Origin of the sequence: Methylibium petroleiphilum PM1 (assembly GCF_000015725.1) — a bacterium.
Classification (GTDB): domain Bacteria; phylum Pseudomonadota; class Gammaproteobacteria; order Burkholderiales; family Burkholderiaceae_C; genus Methylibium; species Methylibium petroleiphilum.
In genome coordinates this window covers 2,366,736-2,384,755 of the sequence record NC_008825.1, presented here as the reverse complement: position 1 = coordinate 2,384,755, position 18,020 = coordinate 2,366,736, and the positions used below count along the sequence as shown (strand labels likewise).

Annotated in this window: 16 protein-coding genes; 10 read left to right on the top strand and 6 right to left on the bottom strand. The window is 69.7% G+C overall.

All coding sequences use genetic code 11. The annotated features are described in order from the left end of the window. The first annotated feature begins 139 nt into the window (after nt 1-139). From MPE_RS11245 to MPE_RS11230, 4 genes are all read left to right on the top strand, one after another. Nucleotides 140-1,150, top strand: a complete 1,011-nt coding sequence (locus MPE_RS11245) for a Bug family tripartite tricarboxylate transporter substrate binding protein (RefSeq protein ID WP_041930105.1) — start codon at nt 140-142, stop codon at nt 1,148-1,150. 136 nt (nt 1,151-1,286) lie between these two features. Beyond that, nucleotides 1,287-1,787, top strand: a complete 501-nt coding sequence (locus MPE_RS11240; RefSeq protein WP_011829821.1) for a tripartite tricarboxylate transporter TctB family protein — start codon at nt 1,287-1,289, stop codon at nt 1,785-1,787. A 31-nt stretch (nt 1,788-1,818) separates the two neighbouring features. Next, nucleotides 1,819-3,333, top strand: a complete 1,515-nt coding sequence (locus MPE_RS11235) for a tripartite tricarboxylate transporter permease (RefSeq protein WP_011829820.1) — start codon at nt 1,819-1,821, stop codon at nt 3,331-3,333. Continuing rightward, the gene (locus MPE_RS11230) at nt 3,330-4,340 is read left to right on the top strand and encodes a 2-dehydropantoate 2-reductase (protein WP_011829819.1); all 1,011 of its coding nucleotides are present in this window, start codon (nt 3,330-3,332) and stop codon (nt 4,338-4,340) included. Before MPE_RS11235 ends, MPE_RS11230 begins: the two co-directional genes overlap by 4 nt. A 1-nt stretch (nt 4,341) precedes the next feature. Here the strand turns inward: MPE_RS11230 and MPE_RS11225 are convergent, their stop codons facing one another. Further along, complete coding sequence (locus MPE_RS11225) at nt 4,342-5,106, bottom strand: fumarylacetoacetate hydrolase family protein (protein WP_011829818.1); 765 nt, start codon at nt 5,104-5,106, stop codon at nt 4,342-4,344. Nucleotides 5,107-5,116: 10 nt separating this feature from the next. After that, the gene (locus MPE_RS11220) at nt 5,117-6,244 is read right to left on the bottom strand and encodes a substrate-binding domain-containing protein (RefSeq protein ID WP_011829817.1); all 1,128 of its coding nucleotides are present in this window, start codon (nt 6,242-6,244) and stop codon (nt 5,117-5,119) included. 94 nt (nt 6,245-6,338) lie between these two features. Between MPE_RS11220 and MPE_RS11215 the strand changes: the two genes are divergently transcribed. Genes MPE_RS11215 through MPE_RS11200 form a run of 4 tightly spaced genes read left to right on the top strand, consistent with a single transcriptional unit; the run spans nt 6,339 to nt 9,460 of the window. After that, the gene (locus tag MPE_RS11215) at nt 6,339-7,097 is read left to right on the top strand and encodes an ABC transporter permease (protein ID WP_011829816.1); all 759 of its coding nucleotides are present in this window, start codon (nt 6,339-6,341) and stop codon (nt 7,095-7,097) included. Continuing rightward, nucleotides 7,090-7,806 (top strand): ABC transporter ATP-binding protein, encoded by a 717-nt coding sequence (locus tag MPE_RS11210; RefSeq protein ID WP_011829815.1) that lies wholly within the window; start codon nt 7,090-7,092, stop codon nt 7,804-7,806. Before MPE_RS11215 ends, MPE_RS11210 begins: the two co-directional genes overlap by 8 nt. Nucleotides 7,807-7,841: 35 nt before the next feature. Beyond that, a complete protein-coding gene (locus MPE_RS11205) occupies nt 7,842-8,636 on the top strand; it encodes an ABC transporter substrate-binding protein (protein WP_237706408.1) in 795 nt (264 codons plus the stop codon). Then, complete coding sequence (locus tag MPE_RS11200; RefSeq protein WP_011829813.1) at nt 8,633-9,460, top strand: molybdate ABC transporter substrate-binding protein; 828 nt, start codon at nt 8,633-8,635, stop codon at nt 9,458-9,460. The genes MPE_RS11205 and MPE_RS11200 overlap by 4 nt, the downstream gene beginning before the upstream one ends. A 15-nt stretch (nt 9,461-9,475) precedes the next feature. On the opposite strand, the gene MPE_RS11195 is transcribed toward MPE_RS11200, so the two are convergent. Further along, nucleotides 9,476-10,702: a GGDEF domain-containing protein gene (locus tag MPE_RS11195; protein WP_041929650.1), complete on the bottom strand. Its 1,227-nt coding sequence runs from the start codon at nt 10,700-10,702 to the stop codon at nt 9,476-9,478. Between the two features lie 195 nt (nt 10,703-10,897). On the opposite strand from MPE_RS11195, the gene MPE_RS11190 reads away from it, so the two are divergent. Beyond that, nucleotides 10,898-11,710 carry a TIGR00266 family protein gene (locus tag MPE_RS11190; protein WP_011829811.1) on the top strand — a complete coding sequence of 271 codons (813 nt, stop codon included), beginning with the start codon at nt 10,898-10,900 and terminating at the stop codon, nt 11,708-11,710. Between the two features lie 30 nt (nt 11,711-11,740). On the opposite strand, the gene MPE_RS11185 is transcribed toward MPE_RS11190, so the two are convergent. The 3 genes from MPE_RS11185 to MPE_RS11175 all read right to left on the bottom strand — a co-directional run bounded on the left by MPE_RS11185 (nt 11,741) and on the right by MPE_RS11175 (nt 16,470). After that, nucleotides 11,741-13,558 (bottom strand): aminopeptidase P family protein, encoded by a 1,818-nt coding sequence (locus MPE_RS11185; protein ID WP_011829810.1) that lies wholly within the window; start codon nt 13,556-13,558, stop codon nt 11,741-11,743. Nucleotides 13,559-13,619: 61 nt separating this feature from the next. Continuing rightward, entirely contained in the window at nt 13,620-14,984 is a 1,365-nt protein-coding gene (locus tag MPE_RS11180) for an NAD(P)/FAD-dependent oxidoreductase (RefSeq protein ID WP_041929649.1), read from the bottom strand. A 106-nt stretch (nt 14,985-15,090) separates the two neighbouring features. After that, the gene (locus MPE_RS11175) at nt 15,091-16,470 is read right to left on the bottom strand and encodes a TAXI family TRAP transporter solute-binding subunit (protein WP_011829808.1); all 1,380 of its coding nucleotides are present in this window, start codon (nt 16,468-16,470) and stop codon (nt 15,091-15,093) included. 225 nt (nt 16,471-16,695) lie between these two features. On the opposite strand from MPE_RS11175, the gene MPE_RS11170 reads away from it, so the two are divergent. After that, on the top strand, nt 16,696-17,982 hold the full coding sequence (locus MPE_RS11170) for a sensor domain-containing phosphodiesterase (RefSeq protein ID WP_011829807.1): 1,287 nt from the start codon (nt 16,696-16,698) through the stop codon (nt 17,980-17,982). The last annotated feature ends 38 nt before the right edge of the window (nt 17,983-18,020 follow it).

Genomic DNA, 18,020 nt, shown 5'->3' with positions numbered 1-18,020 from the left:
TGCTGAACAGAACCAGAACAAAACCTGAATTCCTCTTGGGGGAGGAGGCCCTTATCGTGCCGCGGGGCAGCTCAGGGCGGCTCCCCGTGACGAGGTTCGAATGATCAATCCGGCGTCCGCCGACCACGAAGGAGACAAGATGCAGACAGTCAAGAAGCTCTTCCTGCGCACCGCGCTCGCGACGGCCGCGCTGGCCGGCCTAGGCCATGCGCCGCTGGCTGCCGCCTGGGAACCCGTCAAGCCGATCGAGTTCGTCGTGCCGGCGGGCACCGGTGGCGGTGCCGACCAGATGGCGCGCTTCATCCAGGGCGTGGCGGCGAAGAACAACCTGACCAAGCAGCCGATCGTCGTGGTCAATCGTTCGGGCGGCGCTGGCGCGGAGGGCTTCCTCGCCGTGAAGGAAGCGAAGGGCGATCCGCACAAGATCATCATCACGCTGTCGAACCTGTTCACCACGCCGCTGGCCACCGGCGTGCCATTCAACTGGCGCGACCTGACGCCGGTGCAGATGCTGGCGCTCGATCAGTTCGTGCTGTGGGTCAACGAGGAGTCGCCTTACAAGACGGCCAAGGCCTACTTCGACGCGGTGAAGGCCGCGCCGCCCGGCAGCGTGAAGATGGCCGGCACCGGCTCCAAGCAGGAAGACCAGATCATCACCGTGCTGCTGGAAAAGGCCGCCGGCAAGAAGATCACCTACATCCCCTTCAAGGGCGGCGGCGACGTGGCGGTGCAACTGGTCGGCAAGCACGTCGACTCCACCGTCAACAACCCGATCGAGGCCGAGTCGCACTGGCGCGCCGGCAAGCTGCGGGCGCTGTGCGTGTTCGACAAGCAGCCGATGCCGTACAAGACCAAGCTCACAGCCACCCAGTCGTGGGCCGATGTGCCGACCTGCCCGGCGGCGGGCCTGCCGGTCGAGTACGTGATGCTGCGCGGCATCTTCATGCCGCCTGGCGTGTCGCAGGAGCAGGTGGCCTACTACCTCGACCTGTTCAAGAAGCTGCGCGCGCTGCCCGAGTGGCAGGAGTTCATGGCCAAGGGCGCCTTCAACCAGACGGCACTCACCGGCTCCGAATTCTTCGACTGGCTCGGCAAGACCGAGCAGATGCACCGCGTCCTCATGAAGGAAGCGGGCTTCATCGCGCAATAAGTCGACCACCCCCGTTGCGGCTGCGCCGCTCCCCCTCCAGGGGGAGCCGCTGACGGGCCGGCGGCGCCGGCCCGTGGCGGCTGCCCGGTTGATCGCGGCGCTTGTGGCCGCCGGCGGATTTTTCTGGAACGAGCTCATGGACTCTGAAACTTCGAGCGACGCGATCGGGTCGCGCTGGCCCGAACTGGTCGTGGCCGCGGTGCTGATGGCGCTGGCGGTGCTGGTGATCGTCGACAGCATGCGGGCGGGGATCGGCTGGGCCGACGATGGCCCGCGGTCGGGCTACTTTCCGTTCTACATCGGCCTGCTGTTGCTGGCCTCCAGCGCCACCGTGCTGATCAAGGCGCTGCTGGGCTGGCGTCGCAGCGACGAGGTGTTTGCCGAGCGCGCGCAGATCGGCATGGTGCTCGCGGTGCTGCTGCCGATGGGCGTGTATGTCGGCGGCATCGCCGTGCTGGGCATCTATGCCGCGTCGCTGCTGCTGATCGGCTATTTCATGCGCCGTCACGGCAAGTTCGGCTGGGCCCTGACGGCCGCGGTGGCGGTCGGTGTGCCGCTGTTCTTCTTCCTGGTCTTCGAGCGCTGGTTCCTGGTGCCGCTGCCCAAGGGCCCGATCGAGCACTGGCTCGGCCTCTGAGCCGCGCCACCAACCCCTCTGCTGGAAGATCATGGAAGAAATCGGCAACCTGATGCATGGCTTCAGCGTGGCGCTGACGCTGCCGAACCTGATGTACATGCTGATCGGCATCACGCTGGGCGTGCTGATCGGCGTGCTGCCCGGGCTGGGCGGCGCCAACGGCATCGCGATCCTGCTGCCCCTCACCTTCAGCATGAACCCCACCTCGGCGATCATCATGCTGAGCTGCATCTACTGGGGTGCGCTGTTCGGCGGGGCGATCACCTCGATCCTTTTCAACATTCCCGGCGAGCCGTGGTCGGTGGCGACCACCTTCGACGGCTACCCGATGGCGCAGCAGGGCCGCGCCGCGCAGGCGCTGACGGCGGCGTTCACCTCCAGCTTCGTCGGGGCGCTGTTCGCGGTGATCCTGATCACCTTCCTGGCACCGCTGCTCGCCAAGTTCGCGTTGAAGTTCGGGCCGGCCGAGTTCTTCGCGGTGCAGCTGCTCACCTTTTGCAGCTTCGTGGGCATGAGCAAGGAGCCACCGGCCAAGGTGATCGCCGCGATGATGCTCGGCTTCGCGCTCGCCGCAGTGGGCCTGGACAGCGTGACCGGTACGCTGCGCATGACCTTCGGCGTGAGCGAACTGCTCAAGGGTTTCGACTTCCTGATCGCGGTGATCGGCCTGTTCGGCATCGGCGAAATCCTGCTGACGATGGAGGAGGGCCTGTCCTTCAAGGGCAAGAACGCCAAGATCAACCCGCGCGTGGTGCTGCAGACCTGGGCCGGGCTGCCGCGCTACTGGCTGACCTTCCTGCGCTCCACCGTGGTGGGCTGCTGGATGGGCATCACGCCGGGTGGCGCAACGCCGGCCTCGTTCATGAGCTACGGCATCGCGCGGCGCAGTTCCAAGGACCCGGCGAGCTTCGGCAAGGGCCAGATCGAGGGCGTGGTGGCGCCCGAGACCGCGGCGCATGCGGCTGGTACCTCGGCGCTGCTGCCGATGCTCACGCTCGGCATCCCGGGCTCGCCGACCGCGGCGGTGCTGCTGGGCGGTCTGCTGATCTGGGGCCTGCAGCCGGGACCGATGCTGTTCGTCGAACAGAAGGACTTCGTCTGGGGGCTGATCGCCAGCATGTACCTCGGCAACATCGTCGGCCTGCTGGTGGTGCTGACCACCGTGCCGTTCTGGGCCTCGATCCTGCGCATCCCGTTCTCGGTGATCGCGCCGGTGATCATCGTCATCTGCGCGATCGGTGCCTACACGGTGCACAGCTCGATGTTCGACGTGTGGTTGATGCTGGTGTTCGGCGTGGTGGGCTATCTGTTCAAGAAGCTCAAGTACCCGCTGGCGCCGATGGTGCTGGCGCTGGTGCTGGGCGACATGGCTGAAGCGAGTTTCCGCCAGGCGATGCTGCTGTCGCAGGGCAGCCTGGCCATCTTCTGGTCCAATCCGCTGGTCGGCAGCATCGCCGGCCTGGCCATCGTGATGCTGCTGTGGCCGCTGTGGGGTCTTGCCAAGGATCACTACAAGGCCCGGGAACGCAAGGAAGGCATGGCATGAAGATCGCGATCGTCGGTGCAGGTGCGATCGGCGGCTATCTCGGCGCCAAGCTGGCGATCGCTGGCGAGGACGTGACCTTCATCGCTCGCAACCGCAACCTCGAGGCGATCCGCGCGAACGGCTTCCGGCTGCAGCTGGAAGACGGCAGCGAGCAGCACGCGCCGACCGCCAAGGCGGTGCAGCGCATGGCCGAGGCCGGCCCGCAGGACGCCGTGCTGTTGACCGTGAAGGCACACCAGGTGCGTGACCTGCTGCCCGATCTGCGCGAGCTGTTCGGCCCGCAGACCATGGTCGTCACGATGATCAACGGCGTGCCATGGTGGTATTTCCACAAGCTCGGCGGCCCCTACGATGGGCAGGCGCTGCGCAGCGTCGATCCCGACGGCCTGCTGGCGCAGCACATCGAGCCCGAGCGCGTGATCGGCAGCGTGGTCTACCCGGCCGCCGAGCTGGTGGCGCCGGGCGTGGTCAAGGTGATCGAGGGCAACCGCTTCACGCTCGGCGAACCCGACGGCTCGCGCAGCCCGCGCATCGAAGCGCTGTCGCAGGCCATGATCCGCGCCGGCTTCAAGAGCCCCGTGTCCAAGGACATCCGCGGCGAGATCTGGGTCAAGCTGTGGGGCAACCTGAGCTTCAACCCGATCAGCGCGCTGACGCATGCGACGCTGCAGGACATCTGCCGCTTTCCGCTGTCGCGCGAGCTCGCGGCGCGCATGATGGGCGAGGCGCAGGCAGTCGGTCAGAAGCTCGGCGTGGAGTTCAAGATCTCGCTCGACAAGCGCATCGCCGGCGCCGAGGCGGTGGGCGCGCACAAGACCTCGATGCTGCAGGACGTGGAGAACGGCCGCGCGCTCGAACTCGAGGCGCTGGTCGGCAGCGTGGTCGAGCTCGGGCGCATCACCGACACGCCCACGCCGACCATCGACGCCATCTACGCGGCCGCCAGCCTGCTGGGCAAGACCCTGGGCGACGCGCGCGGCAGGCTGCAGGTGCAGCCGCTGGCCTGAGTCAGCCGTAGGGATTGGCGAGCACGCCGATCCCGTCGATCTCGACCTCCACCACGCAGCCGGGCTTCATCGGCATCACGCCGAGCGAGGTGCCGCACAGGATCACGTCGCCCGGCTCCAGCGTCATGTCGTGCGACAGGCGCGACACCAGCTCGGCCGGCCCGAAGCACATGTCCGACAGCGGGTAGTTCTGTCGCTCGCGGCCGCTCACCCGCGTGCGCAGCGTGGCCTGTGCGGGGTCGAAGTCGGTCTCGATCACCGGGCCGAACACGCCGAAGCCGTCGAAGCTCTTGGCGCGGGCCCATTGCGGGAAGCTCGGATCGCGCGCGATCAGCTCCATGGCCGTCACGTCGTTGGCGCAGGTGTAGCCGAAGATGCATGAGGGGGCGTCGGCCGGCGACACCGCGCGCGCCCTCCGACCGATCACGATCGCCAGCTCGCCCTCGTACGCAATGCGGCCCACGTCAGTGGCCGGCGGCGCGATGGCCTCGCCGTGCGCGGCGAAACTGCTGGGCGCCTTCAGGAAGTACAGCGGCTCGGTGGGCCGGGCCCAGCCGTTCTTCTCGGCCAGCGCAGCGAAGTTGTTCCACAGGCCGATCATCTTGCCGGGCACGCAGGGCGTGAGCCAGGTCAGTCCGGCCAGCGGCAGACGCTCGCCGGTGGGCCGCGCTGCGCTGAACAGGTCGCCCTCGTGCACCAGCACCTCATCGCCATCGAGGCAGCCGTAGCCCTGGCGCTCGCCGAGGCGGAATCTCAGCCATTTCATCGTCGTCTCCTCAGTGCTTGCTGCGGTAGCTCCACCACGGCAGTACCTTCGTCAATGCCAGCACCGCGCCGGGCTCGGTGGCGCGGTAGCCGGGCAGGCCGGCCAGCGTGCGGGCCCAGGTCGTGGAGCCCAGCAGGCTCACCAGGCGCTGCACCGCTGGCTGCTCCAGCGTGGACTTCAGCGTCACGAGGAAGTAGCGCTCGCGGGCCAGCGGCACGAAGCCCAGTCCGGCGGCGCGCGCCGCGGCCTCCAGCCCGAAGGCCGCGTCGGCCGCGCCGCTGGCCACGGCCTGCGCGGCCGCGCCGTGCGACGGCTCGATCAGCGCGAAGGCCTCCGGCATCTTCAGGCCGGCCTGTTCGATCAGTTCCTCCAGCAGCACCCGCGTGCCGGTGCCCTCGGGGCGCCCGACCCAGCGCAGACCGGGCCGCGACAGGTCGTGCAGCGACCCCACCTTCAGCGGGTTGCCGGGCGCCGTCATCACGCCCTGAACGCGCTGCGCGAAGCCGATCAGCTTGTGGTGGCCCGGCTTCAGCCGTGCGCGGTAGGTGCGTGCACTGACCGAGCCGCGCGCCACGCCGTCCAGCACGTGGAAGCCGGCGAGCAGGCAGCCGCCGGCGTCGAGGGTGTGCAACGCGTCGAGGCTGCCGGCGAACTCGATGTCGAGGTGCAGCTGTTCCGCCAGCGCCAGTTCTCGCAGCAGCGGCAACGCCTGGTCATGGCTGGCGCAGACGCTGAGCACGTCGACGCGGTCGTCGAAGGCATCCGCGAAGGCGCGCTCCAGCTCCATGCGCAGCGACTCGATCTGCGGCGCGAGCCGCGCCTGCGCCCGACGCTCGGCCCACAGCAGCTTGTCGCCGAAGGACGTGAGCACCGCGCGCTGGCCCTTGTTCCAGATGATCAGCGAGCGGCCCAGTTCGGTCTCCCAGCGCCGCAGTTCACCCCAGACATGCCGGTAGGAGAACCCCAGCGCCGTGGCCGCGGCCGAGATCGAACCGCCGCGGTGCAGCGCGTCGAGCAGCGCGAACAGCGGGTGATGCACCGGCCCGGCGGTGCCGTCGGTCCCGAGCGAATAGGTGAGCTGCACGCGCTGCGGCGAACGGGTGGGCGCAGGCGAGTCGTCGTTGTTGTTGCTATGCATGCTCGTTCATATCGATTTGGCGTCCGTGCATATCTAGCATCGCCACGATTGCAGTGTGCCCCAAGGGCGTACGCCGTCCGGAACGGGCCAGGGAATGAATGCTTTTGTCGAGAGTGTGCGCACGGCCGTGAGCCTGATCGTGCAGGCCGATGCGCAATTGCTGCGCGTCGTGGGTCTGTCGCTCGGGATCAGCGGCACCGCCTGTGCATTGGCCGCCGCGGTGGGCCTGGCCGGCGGCGCCGCGCTGGCGGTGCTGCGGTTTCCCGGCCGGCGCGGCGTGCTGGTGCTGCTCAACACGCTGCTGGCGCTGCCCTCGGTCGTGGTGGGCCTGGTGGTCTACCTGCTGTTGTCGCGCTCGGGCCCCCTCGGCGCATGGGGCCTGCTGTTCACGCCGACGGCGATGGTGATCGCGCAGACGGTGCTGGTGGTGCCGGTGGTGGCTGCGCTCACGCGCGAGGCCATCGCCGACAGCTGGAAGCAGCACGGCGAGCAGCTGCGCTCGCTCGGGGCAGGCCGCTGGACCAGCGGCGCGCTGCTGCTGTGGGACGAGCGGCTGGCGCTGCTGACGGTGATGCTGGCGGCCTTCGGCCGCGCGATCTCGGAGGTGGGTGCGGTGATGATCGTGGGCGGCAACATCGATGGCCACACGCGCGTGATGACGACCGCCATCGCGCTCGAGACCAGCAAGGGCGACTTGCCGCTGGCGCTCGCGCTGGGCATGGTGCTGCTCGGCGTGGTGCTGCTGCTCAATGTACTGATCGCGCTGGTGCGTGCCTGGAGCACGCGCTCGCACGGGACGGCGCAAGGCGGCGCGAGCGACGGCAGTCGGGCTGCAGGAGCGATGCATGGCTGAACAGGCCTTGATTGCCCTGGAGTCGGTGGGCCTGCGCTACGGCGCGCTCGAGGCGCTGCGCGCCGTGAACCTGAGCATCGTCCCGGGGGAGTGCGTGGCCTTCGTCGGGGCCAACGGCTCGGGCAAGAGCACGCTGCTGCGGGTGCTGCACGGGCTGCTCGCACCGAGCGCCGGCGTGCGCCGGCAGCGCGAGGCCCTCGACGGCCGGCCGCTGCGCTTCGCGATGCTGTTCCAGCGGCCCTTCCTGTTCCGCCTCTCCGTCCAGGCCAATGTGCGGCTGGGCCTGTGGCTCGGCGGGGTGCGTGGCGAGGAGGCCAAGGTGCGCAGCGCGCAGGCCTTGCAGCGCGTCGGGTTGGCCGCCGAGGCGGCGCGTCCAGCGCGCGCGTTGTCGGGTGGCCAGCAGCAGCGGCTCGCGCTGGCGCGCGCCTGGGCGCTGCAGCCCGACGTGCTGCTGCTCGACGAGCCGACCGCCAGCCTTGACCCGAGTGCCAAGCGCGAGGTCGAGAACCTGCTCGCCGAGTTCGCGATGCAGGGCATGACGCTGTTGATGGCGTCGCACAACCTGGGGCAGGTGAAGCGGCTGGCGCAGCGCGTCGTGTACCTGGAGCACGGCCGCGTGCTGGCCGACGTGCCGGCCGCACAGTTTTTCGAGGGGGTGGCGCTGCCGCCCGAGGCCAAGTTGTTTCTCAAAGGAGAGTTGCCATGGTGAAGTTCGACAGGCGGGCGCTGCTGCGCCATCTGGGCATGTTCGCGATCACGCTCGGCGTGGCCGGCGCAGCGGTCGCGCAGGACAAGAGCATCGTGATGGCGTCGACCACGTCGACCGAGCAGTCCGGCTTGTTCGCGCACCTGCTGCCGGCGTTCAAGAAGGCCAGCGGCATCGACGTGAAGGTGGTGGCGCTCGGTACCGGCCAGGCGCTGGACATGGGCCGTCGCGGCGATGCCGATGTGCTGTTCGTCCATGACCAGGCGGCCGAGGAGAAGTTCGTCGCCGAAGGCTACGGCCTGAAGCGCAGCCCCGTGATGTACAACGACTTCGTGCTGATCGGCCCGAAAGCCGATCCGGTGGGCGTGAAGGGCGCCGACATCGTGGCCGCGCTGGGCACGCTGGCGAAGAGCCCGTCGAGCTTCGTGTCACGTGGCGACAAGAGCGGCACGCATGCTGCCGAACTGCGCTACTGGAAGGCCGCCGGCATCGAGGCCCCGAAGGGCACCTATGCCGGCTACCAGGAATGCGGCTGCGGCATGGGCCCGGCGCTGAACATCGCCGCGTCCAGCAATGCCTATGTGCTGGCGGACCGCGGTACCTGGCTGTCGTTCAAGAACCGCGCCGACCTGGCCGTGCTGGTGGAGGGCGACAAGCGCCTGTTCAACCAGTACGGCGTGATCGTGGTCGATCCGGCCAAGCACCCGCACACCAAGACGGCCCTGGCGCAGGCCTTCGCCGACTGGGTGGTCTCTGCGGAAGGCCAGGCCACGATCGCCAGCTACCAGATCGGGGGCCAGCAACTGTTCTTCCCGAACGCCGCAACCAAGTGAAGGCCGCCGCGCTGGCTCTGGTCGCCGCCGTGACGATGGCGCTGGGCATGACGGGCGAGGCGAGCCGGGCCGGCGCGCCGGACGGCGAGTTGGTGGTCTTCGCCGCAGGCAGTCTGCGGGCCCCGCTGGCCGAGATCGGCCGGCAGTTCGAGGCGCGCGAGCCCGGAGCGCCGCTGCGCTTCGTGTTCGGCGCATCCGGCCTGCTGAAGGACCGTCTGTCGGCGGGCGAGGCGGCCGAGGTGTTTGCTTCAGCCAACATGGCGCACCCGCAGGCGCTGGCCACTGTCGGCCGGGCCGGCGCGGTGCAGCGCTTCACGCGCAATCGCCTGTGCCTGCTGGCGCGGCCCGAGGCCGGCGTGACGGCCGACAACGCGCTGGACCGCCTGCTCGATCCCGCCGTGCGCGTGGGCACGTCCACGCCCCAGGCCGATCCTTCGGGGGACTACACCTGGGAACTGTTCCGCCGCATCGACGGGCGTGGTGCTGCGTACGCCGGAGCCTACGAATCGCTCGATCGCAAGGCCCTGAAGTTGACCGGCGGGCCGGCCTCGCCACCGCCCCCCGCCGGCCGCAGCGTCTATGCGGCGCTGCTCGAGGCGGGGCAGGCCGATGTGTTCATCACCTACTGCACCAATGCCCTGCAGGCGCAACAGGAACTGCCTGCCTTGCAGCGCGTCGACCTGCCGGAGGACGTGAACGTTTCTGCCGACTACGGCGTGGCGCTGTTGGAGCGTGCGGGTCCGCGGGCCCGGCGGTTCGTCGACTTTGTGCTGGGCCCGGCCGGGCAGGCGGTGCTGGCGCAGCAGGGGTTCGCGCCGCGCTGACATCGTCGCCAGGCCTCAGAGCGGATCGAGCCCCAGCGACCGGCTCTCACCGAACACCGTATCGGGCCCGTCCTGCCGGGCCGGCACGGCGCGGCGGCGGCCCTGGCGCTTGGCCTCGTAGAGGGCGAGGTCGGCGCGGTGCTGTGCGGCGGCGAGCGATTCGCCTGTGTGGATCTGCACCAGCCCGAAGCTCAGACTCAACGGCAGCGGGAAGTTCTTGCTCGCCAGGTCGAGATTGCGCGTGATGCGATCGGCCACGTGCAGCGCATCGTCAACGCTCGCACCTGGCAGCAGCAGCATGAACTCGTCGCCCCCGACACGGCCCATCACGTCGCGTGTGCGCAGCGTGTCGCGCGTGCAGCGGGCGACCAGCCGCAGCGCCGCATCGCCGACGGCATGGCCGTGGTTGTCGTTGACGTGCTTGAAATGGTCGATGTCGAACAGCATCAGCACCGACGGCGGCGCGGCGCCGTTGCCGACGATCGCGGTGGCCAATTCCTCGAAGTGACGGCGGTTCGGCACCTGGGTGAGCATGTCGATGTCGGCCAGCACGCGCAGCTGGCGCTGAGTCTCGCGCAGGTCGCGCACGGTGCGCTCGTGCGTGAGCACCAGGCAGAGGTAGACCGTGAACAGCATGCTCAGGAGCAACGGCAGCACCACGCCGGTGACCACCAGCGATTGGGCGGGCAGCGCGCCGGCGCCCTGGGAGAACATGCCCGCCAGGCGCAACATGGGGACGGCGGCCTGAACGATCATCACCGCCATCAGCAGCTTGAGGGCCGGACTGCGGCGGAAGTCGTCGAGCTTGCCGATGAAAACGGCGGCGTAAAGCAGCAGGATCAGCGAGCCGGCGCCATAGGCCAGCGACCGGATCGGCTGCGGCGCGGAAGCCAGCCAGCAAGCCAGCCAGCCGAGGTAGCAGGCGACATACAGCGCGACATCGATCCGCGTCGAAGAGAACTGCCGGTCGCGCGAGAAGAAGCGGCGCAGTCCGGTGGTGATCAACACCGGCCAGACCATCACCAGCAGGCAGGCCGGGACCACGGCCACCGGCCACAGGTTGCGCAGTCCGTGCAGCGCCGCTCCCAGGGTGGCCAGCCACATGGCCCCCACCCACCACCAGTAGCCGCGGTAGACGCGCTGGCTCAGGCCGAACACCGACATGATGGCCGCGGTTGCTCCCATCACGACGACGGCCAGCAGCATCAGCGTCGGCAGGTGGATCGTGAAATCGGAGGTCACGGGCGGTTTCTGCAAGGGGTAACCCGCGATTCTGGGAGTCGAGGCGTGGGTGATGGCTCCCCCAAAAGGGGGTGCACGTCAGGTCCCGAGCGGCGCCGGCGCAGGAGGCCGTTCGCGGGCCGGCAGGAGTTCACGGCACTTCGCTACCATCGTGCCCCGCTAGATCGTGCGCAAACGCACTGACGGAGACCGAGCATGGCGATGGACGTGATCGATTACGAGATCAAAGGCGCAGAGATGCAGTTCGTCGAGGTGGAACTCGACCCCGGCGAGGCCGCCATCGGCGAAGCCGGCAGCATGATGTTCATGGACGCCGGCATTGGCATGGACACGGTGTTCGGCGACGCATCTGCGCAACAGGGCGGCTTCTTCGGCAAGCTGCTGGGGGCCGGCAAGCGCCTGGTGACCGGCGAATCGCTGTTCACGACGGTCTACACCAACAACGTCGGCAGCAAGCAGCGCGTGGCGTTCGCGGCGCCGTACCCCGGCAAGATCCTGCCGATGGACCTGCGGACCTTGGGCGGCACGCTGATCTGCCAGAAGGACGCCTTCCTGTGCGCGGCGCGCGGCGTCAGCCTGGGCATTGCCTTCCAGCGCAAGCTGTCGGTCGGCTTCTTCGGCGGCGAGGGCTTCATCATGCAGAAGCTCGACGGCGACGGCCTGGCCTTCGTGCATGCCGGCGGCACCGTGCTCAAGCGCGAACTGCAGCCGGGACAGACGCTGCTGGTCGACACCGGTTGCGTCGTGGCCTACACGCAGAGCGTCGACTTCGAGATCCAGTACGTCGGCAAGGTCAAGACGGCGCTGTTCGGTGGCGAAGGCCTGTTCTTCGCCAAGCTGACCGGTCCGGGCACGGTGTGGCTGCAGAGCCTGCCGTTCTCGCGGCTCGCATCGCGGGTGTTCGCCGCAGCACCGCAGCGGGGCGGTTCGCGAGAGGAGGGTTCGGTGCTCGGTGGCTTCGGCGCCGGGGGGCTGCTGGGCGCGGTGCTGGGCGGCGACGAGGAATAGCGCGCGAGCGGGCGACCGCGCGTCGCCGCATCAGACCGGCTGCGTGCGCGCCAGCAGCCAGGCCCGCGCCGTGCCGCTGACGAGCGGCACGAGCCGCTCGCGCACCGTGGCGTGGTAGCGGTTCAGCCAGTCGATCTCGTCGGCGCGCAGCAGTGAACGCTCCAGGCAGCGCGTGTCGATGGGGCACAGCGTCAGGGTTTCGAATGCGAGGAAGTCGCCGAACTCGTCGCCTGGCGCCGTCACGTTGAGCACCAGGTTCTCGATGCGCACGCCCCAGCGGCCCGGTCGGTACAGGCCTGGCTCGATGCTGGTGACCATGCCTGGCTCCATCGCCATGTCGGGCGTCGGGACGGCCTTGCTGATCGACTGCGGGCCTTCGTGCACGTTGAGGAAGTAGCCGACGCCGTGGCCGGTGCCATGCCCGTAGTCGAGCGACGCAGCCCACAGCGGCGCCCTCGCGATCGCGTCGAGCATCGGGCTCGCCGTGCCGCGCGGGAAGCGCGTCTGGCTCAACGCGATCGTGCCCTTCAGTACCCGCGTGTAGTCGTGCTTCATCGCCTCGGTCGGCTCGCCGATCGGCCAGACGCGCGTGATGTCGGTCGTGCCGCCCAGGTACTGCGCGCCGGAGTCGATCAACAGCAGCCCGTCGGCGGCGACCCCGGCGGTGCTGGAGATCACCGCATGGGCTTCGGGCGTGGCCCGATAGTGCGGCATCGCACCGTTGGCATTGAAGCCGGCTATCACTGGAAAGCTCAGCGAGACGTAGTCGGGCTGGCGCGCTCGTTCGGCGCTCAGGCGCTCGTCGATGGTCAGTTCGGTGATCGGCTCGCGGCCGAGCGCGCTCTCGAACCAGGCATAGAAGGCGCACATCGCCGCACCGTCGCGTGCCATCGCTTCGCGGATGAAGGCGGCCTCGGGGGCGGACTTGCTGCTCTTCGCGAGCGTGGACGGGTTCACGGCCTCGATCAACCGCACCGAGGCCGGCACCGCCTCACGCAACCCCAGCGTCACGCGCCGCGGATCGATCAGCAGGCGCGCATCGGCGGGCAGGGCGGCGAGCGCGATGCGTGCCTGCCCGTAGGGTCGCAGTTGCACGCCCTCGGCACCCAGCATCGCGGCCAGTGCGGCGTCGACCTTGCCTTCGCCGATGAACAGCAGGGCGTCCGAGGCCGACACCAGCCCGTGCGCCAGGAACACCGGGTTGTAGTCGACGTCGGCACCGCGCAGGTTGAACAGCCAGGCCAGGTCGTCCAGCGTGGAGATGAGGTGGTGGCTCGCGCCGCGCGCCGCCATCGCCGCGCGCAGTTGCGCCAGCTTGTCGCTGCGCGATTGCGGCGCGTGCGGTGCGCGGTGCTCGTAGACCGGCACCGCGGGCAGCGCGGGGCGCTCCGGCCAGGCGGCGGCGAGCGGATCGGCGTCGGTGCGCAGCACGATGCCGGCGGCGTCCATCGCCTCGCGCAGCGTCTTGGCCGCGGCGAGGCCGAGCACTGCGCCGTCGGCCGCGAGCGTCTGGCCGGGGCGCAGCGCTGCGGCGATCCATTCGATGTGCGTGGCCGCGGTGCCGGTCGCGATCTTCACCAGCTCGATGCCGGTGCCGGCGAGCTGCGCCTCGGCCTGCACCCAGTAACGGCTGTCGGCGAACAGCGCGGCGCGATCGGCCAGCACCACCAGCGTGGCCATCGAGCCGGTGAAGCCCGAGAACCACGCGCGGCCCTGCCAGTGCCCGGGCAGGTACTCCGACAGGTGCGGATCGCTCGACGGCAGCAGCACGGCATCGGTCTGCCGTGCGGCCATCGCGGCGCGCAGGCGCTCCAGGCGCAGTCGGATCGGGGAAGTGCGTGTGTCCATGCGGGTCCTGATCGAGGCCGACGACTGCGCCGCCCCGGTGGCCTCGATCTTAGAACCTCGCCTAGCCGGCCGCCGGCCGGTGGGCATCGGCCTCCGCCTCGGCCACCACGCGAGCCTGGCGTTCGAAGCTGAAGTAGGCCCAGGCCCAGTCGCTCAGGACCACCAGGCGGTTGCGGAAACCGATCAGGAAATAGATGTGCACGAACAGCCAGAACAGCCAGGCGGGCATGCCGCTGAAGTGCACACGCCCGAACACCGGTAGGTCGACCATCGCGATCGCGGCGCGGCGGCCGATGGTGGCCAGCGCACCGTAGTCGTTGTAGCGGAACGCCGCCGTTGGTTCGCCGCGCAGGCGGCGCAGCAGGTTGGTCGCGGCGGTGCGTCCCATCTGCTTGGCCGCCGGGCTGACACCGGGGACCGGCGTCGGCGCGCCGCGCTTCGGGTGGCTCTGCGCCGCTGCCAGATCGCCCACGACGTGGATCTCGGGGTGGCCGGCCAGGCTCAGATCGGGCTCGACCACCACGCGGCCGGCGCGGTCCAGCGTGCAGCCGGTGAGCTCGGCGAGGGCCCGCCCCAGCTTCGAGGCGGCCACGCCGGCAGCCCAGACCACGGTCTGCGCCGCGATGCGCTGCGGGCCGTCGGTACCGGCGTAGCTCAGTCCCTCGGCGTCGATCGCGGTAACGCTGGCGCCGGTACGGACCTCCACGCCGAGCGACTGCAGTTGCTCGAGCGCGCGCTGCGACAGCTGCTCGCTGAAGGCGCCGAGCACGCGCGGACCGCCCTCGACCAGCACCACGCGCGAGCGGCGCGAGTCGATGCGGCGGAATTCGTCGTGCAGCGTGTGGTGCGCGATCTCGGCCAGCTGTCCGGCCAGCTCCACGCCGGTCGGCCCGGCGCCGACCACCGCGAACGTGAGCCAGGCTTCGCGCTTCGCGGGGTCGGCTTCTCGCTCGGCATGCTCGAACGCCATCAGCACGCGGCGCCGGATCGTGAAGGCGTCGGCCAGCGTCTTCAGGCCCGGCGCATGGGCGGCCCAGTCGTCGTGGCCGAAGTAGCTGTGGGTCGCGCCGGCGGCGACGATGAGGTGGTCATAGGCGATGGGTTCGCGGCCATCGAGCGTGACGCTGCGCGCGGCCGTGTCGATGCCGGTCACCTCGCCGAGCAGGATGGTCAGGTTGCCGCGCTGCATCTCGCGGCGCAGGATGTGGCGGATCGGGCCCGAGATCGCGGGCGCCGAGAGATTGGCGGTCGCCACCTGGTAGAGCAGCGGCTGGAACAGGTGGTGGTTGGTGCGGTCGACCAGCGTGATCTCGACGTCGGCCCTGGACAGTGAGCGGACGGCTTCGATGCCACCGAAACCACAGCCGATGATGACCACGCGAGGGCGCGGCGCGCCGTCGGCACGGGAAGGGGAGGGAGCGTTCATGACGAGGCGCCTCCGAGCGCCTGGCGGGGAATGTCGTCGTGGGGAGCGTCGGCGGATGGGGCGGACGTGTCGGGCCGGCGTCGGCCACGCGGAAGGCAGCCCACCGTCATGGGGAGGCTGCCGGGGTCTGGGCGCCCAGTGCGCGCAGCTTCTTGCGCACCAGGTCGATGTGGCTGCGCAACGCATACAGCTCGTCGGCATGCGACAGCGGGACCTGCAACTGCTTGACGCGGGCATCGAGAGCGTCGAGCTCGTCCATCAGCGGCTGGGCATCGGCCGGCCCGTCCGGGGCGTCGGCCAGGCTTTCCTCGATCTGGCGCAGCCGGCCGTACCAGCGGAACACCCGCGAGCGGATGCGCAGTTCGTACAGCGGCGGCACCACGCGCGACAGCGGGATCAGCACCACGATGATCGAGGCCAACACCACCCACATCCGGTCGATCAGGTTCGCGACCCAGAACGGCAGGTAGCGCTGCAGCCAGGGCGGACCGGTCTCGAAGAAGCGGTCGGCCTCCTTCGACATCGGCAGTTCCACGGCGCGCCGGTTCGGAAACTCGCCGCGGCGCTGGAACCAGCCCGCTTCGCTGTGGATCGCGTTGGCGGCCTGCACGAACAGCTGCTGCAGGGCCGGATGGGCCGATGCGCGCGCCACCAGCGCGGCCGTCGGGGCCAGCAGCTCGATGTCCTCGGGCGGCACGTCCTCGGCCAGCTTCACCACGCCGCGCGGCAGGCTCACCGGCGTGAGCATCGGCAGGCGGCGCGCGTACGCTTCGGCCTGATCGAAGCTCATGAGGCGGATGCCGGGCGTCAGCAGCAGCAACTGCACCATCGGCGCCTCGGGCGCGGACACCAGCGCCAGCGCGTCGGTGTTGCCATCGAGCAGGCTCACGACGGCTGGGGTCTGCGTCAGCCGCTGGGCGACGATGTCCTCGGGCCCGAGGCCGTTGGTGTCGAGCAGCCGTCGCATCAGGTTGGTGATGCCGCTGCCCTGGGCCCCGATGTTGACGCGCCAGCCCTTGAGCTTCGCCACCGAGTCGAGCCGATCGCTGCCGATCAGCCGCCTGGCGCTGTCCTCGCGATAGAACAGCCAGATCGGCTCGTAGAACAGGCTGCCCAGCGACACCAGATCCGGTGGCGGCGCTTCGTCGCCGCCTCGCAGGCGACCGGCACCGCCCTGTACGAAGCCGAAGTCGACGCCCGAGTCCGGGTCTTCGAGCAACTTCAGGTTCTCCGCCGCGCCCTGGGTCGTGCGCAGTTCGACCTGGATGCGGTGCTTGGCCAGCGCCGCCTGGTAGCGTTTGCCGAACTCGGCGTACGCCCCCTGTTCCGGCCCGGTGGCCAGCACCAGCTTCTTCGGCGGGCTCGGGTCGAGTGCCCAGTAGGCCAGCGCCAGGAGCGCCACCGTCAGCAGCACGAACGGGCCGGCGGTCATCAGCAGGTCGCGGCTGCTCAGCAAGGTGTGACGCAGGGAAGGCAGGCGGGGCATTGGAGCAGTCGGGGCGGGGCGAGCGGAGGTCGCATTCTCGTCCAGCGTGTGCGGGGTCACATGCTGGACGCATCCGATCCACGGGGGAACGCTCGGGGCGGAGGGCGCGATCCGGGATCGGACGGAGAGGCGCGGGCGGCGAAATAGTGCTTCAGTCTCGCGTTTCGTGACCGATACCCGGGAGTGGCGCCTTGCCGGGCGCGTTCTCTGCTTGTGCAACGACCGATGTCCGCTGTCCCACCCCTGACCCCGAGTTTCGAAGCAGCGCTGGCCTGCCTGAGTGGTCTTGGCGGCCCGGCCGGCCAATCGGTCACAGGCCACCATGCCGGTCTCCGGCTCGCCAGTCATTTCCAGCCGATCTTCAGCCTGTCGCATGGCCGCGTGGTCGGTCACGAGGCCTTGCTGCGCGCCAGCGACGCGACCGGCGCCGGACTGCCGCCGCCGCGGTTCTTCGACGGACACGACTCCAACGAACTGCTGTGGCGCGACCAGCTGGTGCGCACCATGCACATGGCGAACTACGCCAAGGCGGCGCCGCAGTCTCAGTGGCTGTTCCTGAACCTGCACCCGCAGGTCTTCCTGCAGTCACCGCAGACGACCTTCGACGCCTGCAGCGAGGCGATGCCCGCCGACCTGCGGTTGCAACCCAAGCAGATCGTCGTCGAGGTGCTCGAGGACGCGGTGCGCGACGACGCGAACTTCGATGCCGCTGTCGCGACCATCCGGTCCCAAGGAGGCCTGATCGCGCTCGACGACTTCGGCGCCGGGCATTCCAACTTCGATCGCGTGTGGCGCCTGCGCCCCGAGATCGTCAAGCTCGACCGCAGCCTGGTCGAGCGCGCGGCGCTCGACCTGCGTGCGCGCCGTGTCGTGATCCAGATGACCTCGCTGCTGCACGAATGCGGCGCGCTGGTGCTGATGGAAGGCGTGGAAACGGAGGCCGAGGCCTTCGTCGCGCTGGAAGCCGACGCCGACCTGGTGCAGGGCTATTTCTTCGCGCGGCCGCAGGCGGCGCTGGTCGGGCCGAACCACGCCAGCGAGGCCCTGAACGCGATCTGGAGCGGCTTCGGCGAGCGCTGGCGCGAAGAGGACGCGGGCTATCGCGAGCGCATCGCGCCGTATTTCAACGCCATCGGCTACGCGTCGGCGCTGCTGGCCGGTGGGCGCCCGCTCGAGGAGGCGACGCAGTCTTTCCTGGCTTTGCCGGGCACCGAACTCTGCTATCTGCTCGGCCAGGACGGGCGGCAGGTGGGCGTGAACCAGTGGGGCCGCAGCCCCGCGGCGGGCAACGGCACGGCGTTCGAGCCGTTTCGCGACACGCGCGGTGCGCGCTGGGCGCGTCGGCCCTATTTCCGCCGCGCCGTCGCGGCGGTCGGCAAGGTGCAGGTCACCCGGCCATACCGCACCTTGCACGGCTCGCACCTGTGCGTGACGGTTTCCACCGCCTTCCGGGCACCTGCCAGTCAGGGCGGGGAACTGCAGGTGATCTGCGGCGACCTGACCTGGTCCTAGATCGGGCGAAGGGCCCCGCGCGACGACTGCCTGGGTTT

Coding starts and splice junctions, on each gene's coding strand:
- MPE_RS11220 (WP_011829817.1), bottom strand. CDS start 6,244: ATGCATAGCAACAACAACGACGACTCGCCTGCGCCCACCCGTTCGCCG.
- MPE_RS11245 (WP_041930105.1), top strand. CDS start 140: ATGCAGACAGTCAAGAAGCTCTTCCTGCGCACCGCGCTCGCGACGGCC.
- MPE_RS11185 (WP_011829810.1), bottom strand. CDS start 13,558: ATGGACACACGCACTTCCCCGATCCGACTGCGCCTGGAGCGCCTGCGC.
- MPE_RS11215 (WP_011829816.1), top strand. CDS start 6,339: ATGAATGCTTTTGTCGAGAGTGTGCGCACGGCCGTGAGCCTGATCGTG.
- MPE_RS11175 (WP_011829808.1), bottom strand. CDS start 16,470: ATGCCCCGCCTGCCTTCCCTGCGTCACACCTTGCTGAGCAGCCGCGAC.
- MPE_RS11190 (WP_011829811.1), top strand. CDS start 10,898: ATGGCGATGGACGTGATCGATTACGAGATCAAAGGCGCAGAGATGCAG.
- MPE_RS11235 (WP_011829820.1), top strand. CDS start 1,819: ATGGAAGAAATCGGCAACCTGATGCATGGCTTCAGCGTGGCGCTGACG.
- MPE_RS11240 (WP_011829821.1), top strand. CDS start 1,287: ATGGACTCTGAAACTTCGAGCGACGCGATCGGGTCGCGCTGGCCCGAA.
- MPE_RS11225 (WP_011829818.1), bottom strand. CDS start 5,106: ATGAAATGGCTGAGATTCCGCCTCGGCGAGCGCCAGGGCTACGGCTGC.
- MPE_RS11230 (WP_011829819.1), top strand. CDS start 3,330: ATGAAGATCGCGATCGTCGGTGCAGGTGCGATCGGCGGCTATCTCGGC.
- MPE_RS11170 (WP_011829807.1), top strand. CDS start 16,696: ATGTCCGCTGTCCCACCCCTGACCCCGAGTTTCGAAGCAGCGCTGGCC.
- MPE_RS11205 (WP_237706408.1), top strand. CDS start 7,842: ATGTTCGCGATCACGCTCGGCGTGGCCGGCGCAGCGGTCGCGCAGGAC.
- MPE_RS11210 (WP_011829815.1), top strand. CDS start 7,090: ATGGCTGAACAGGCCTTGATTGCCCTGGAGTCGGTGGGCCTGCGCTAC.
- MPE_RS11180 (WP_041929649.1), bottom strand. CDS start 14,984: ATGAACGCTCCCTCCCCTTCCCGTGCCGACGGCGCGCCGCGCCCTCGC.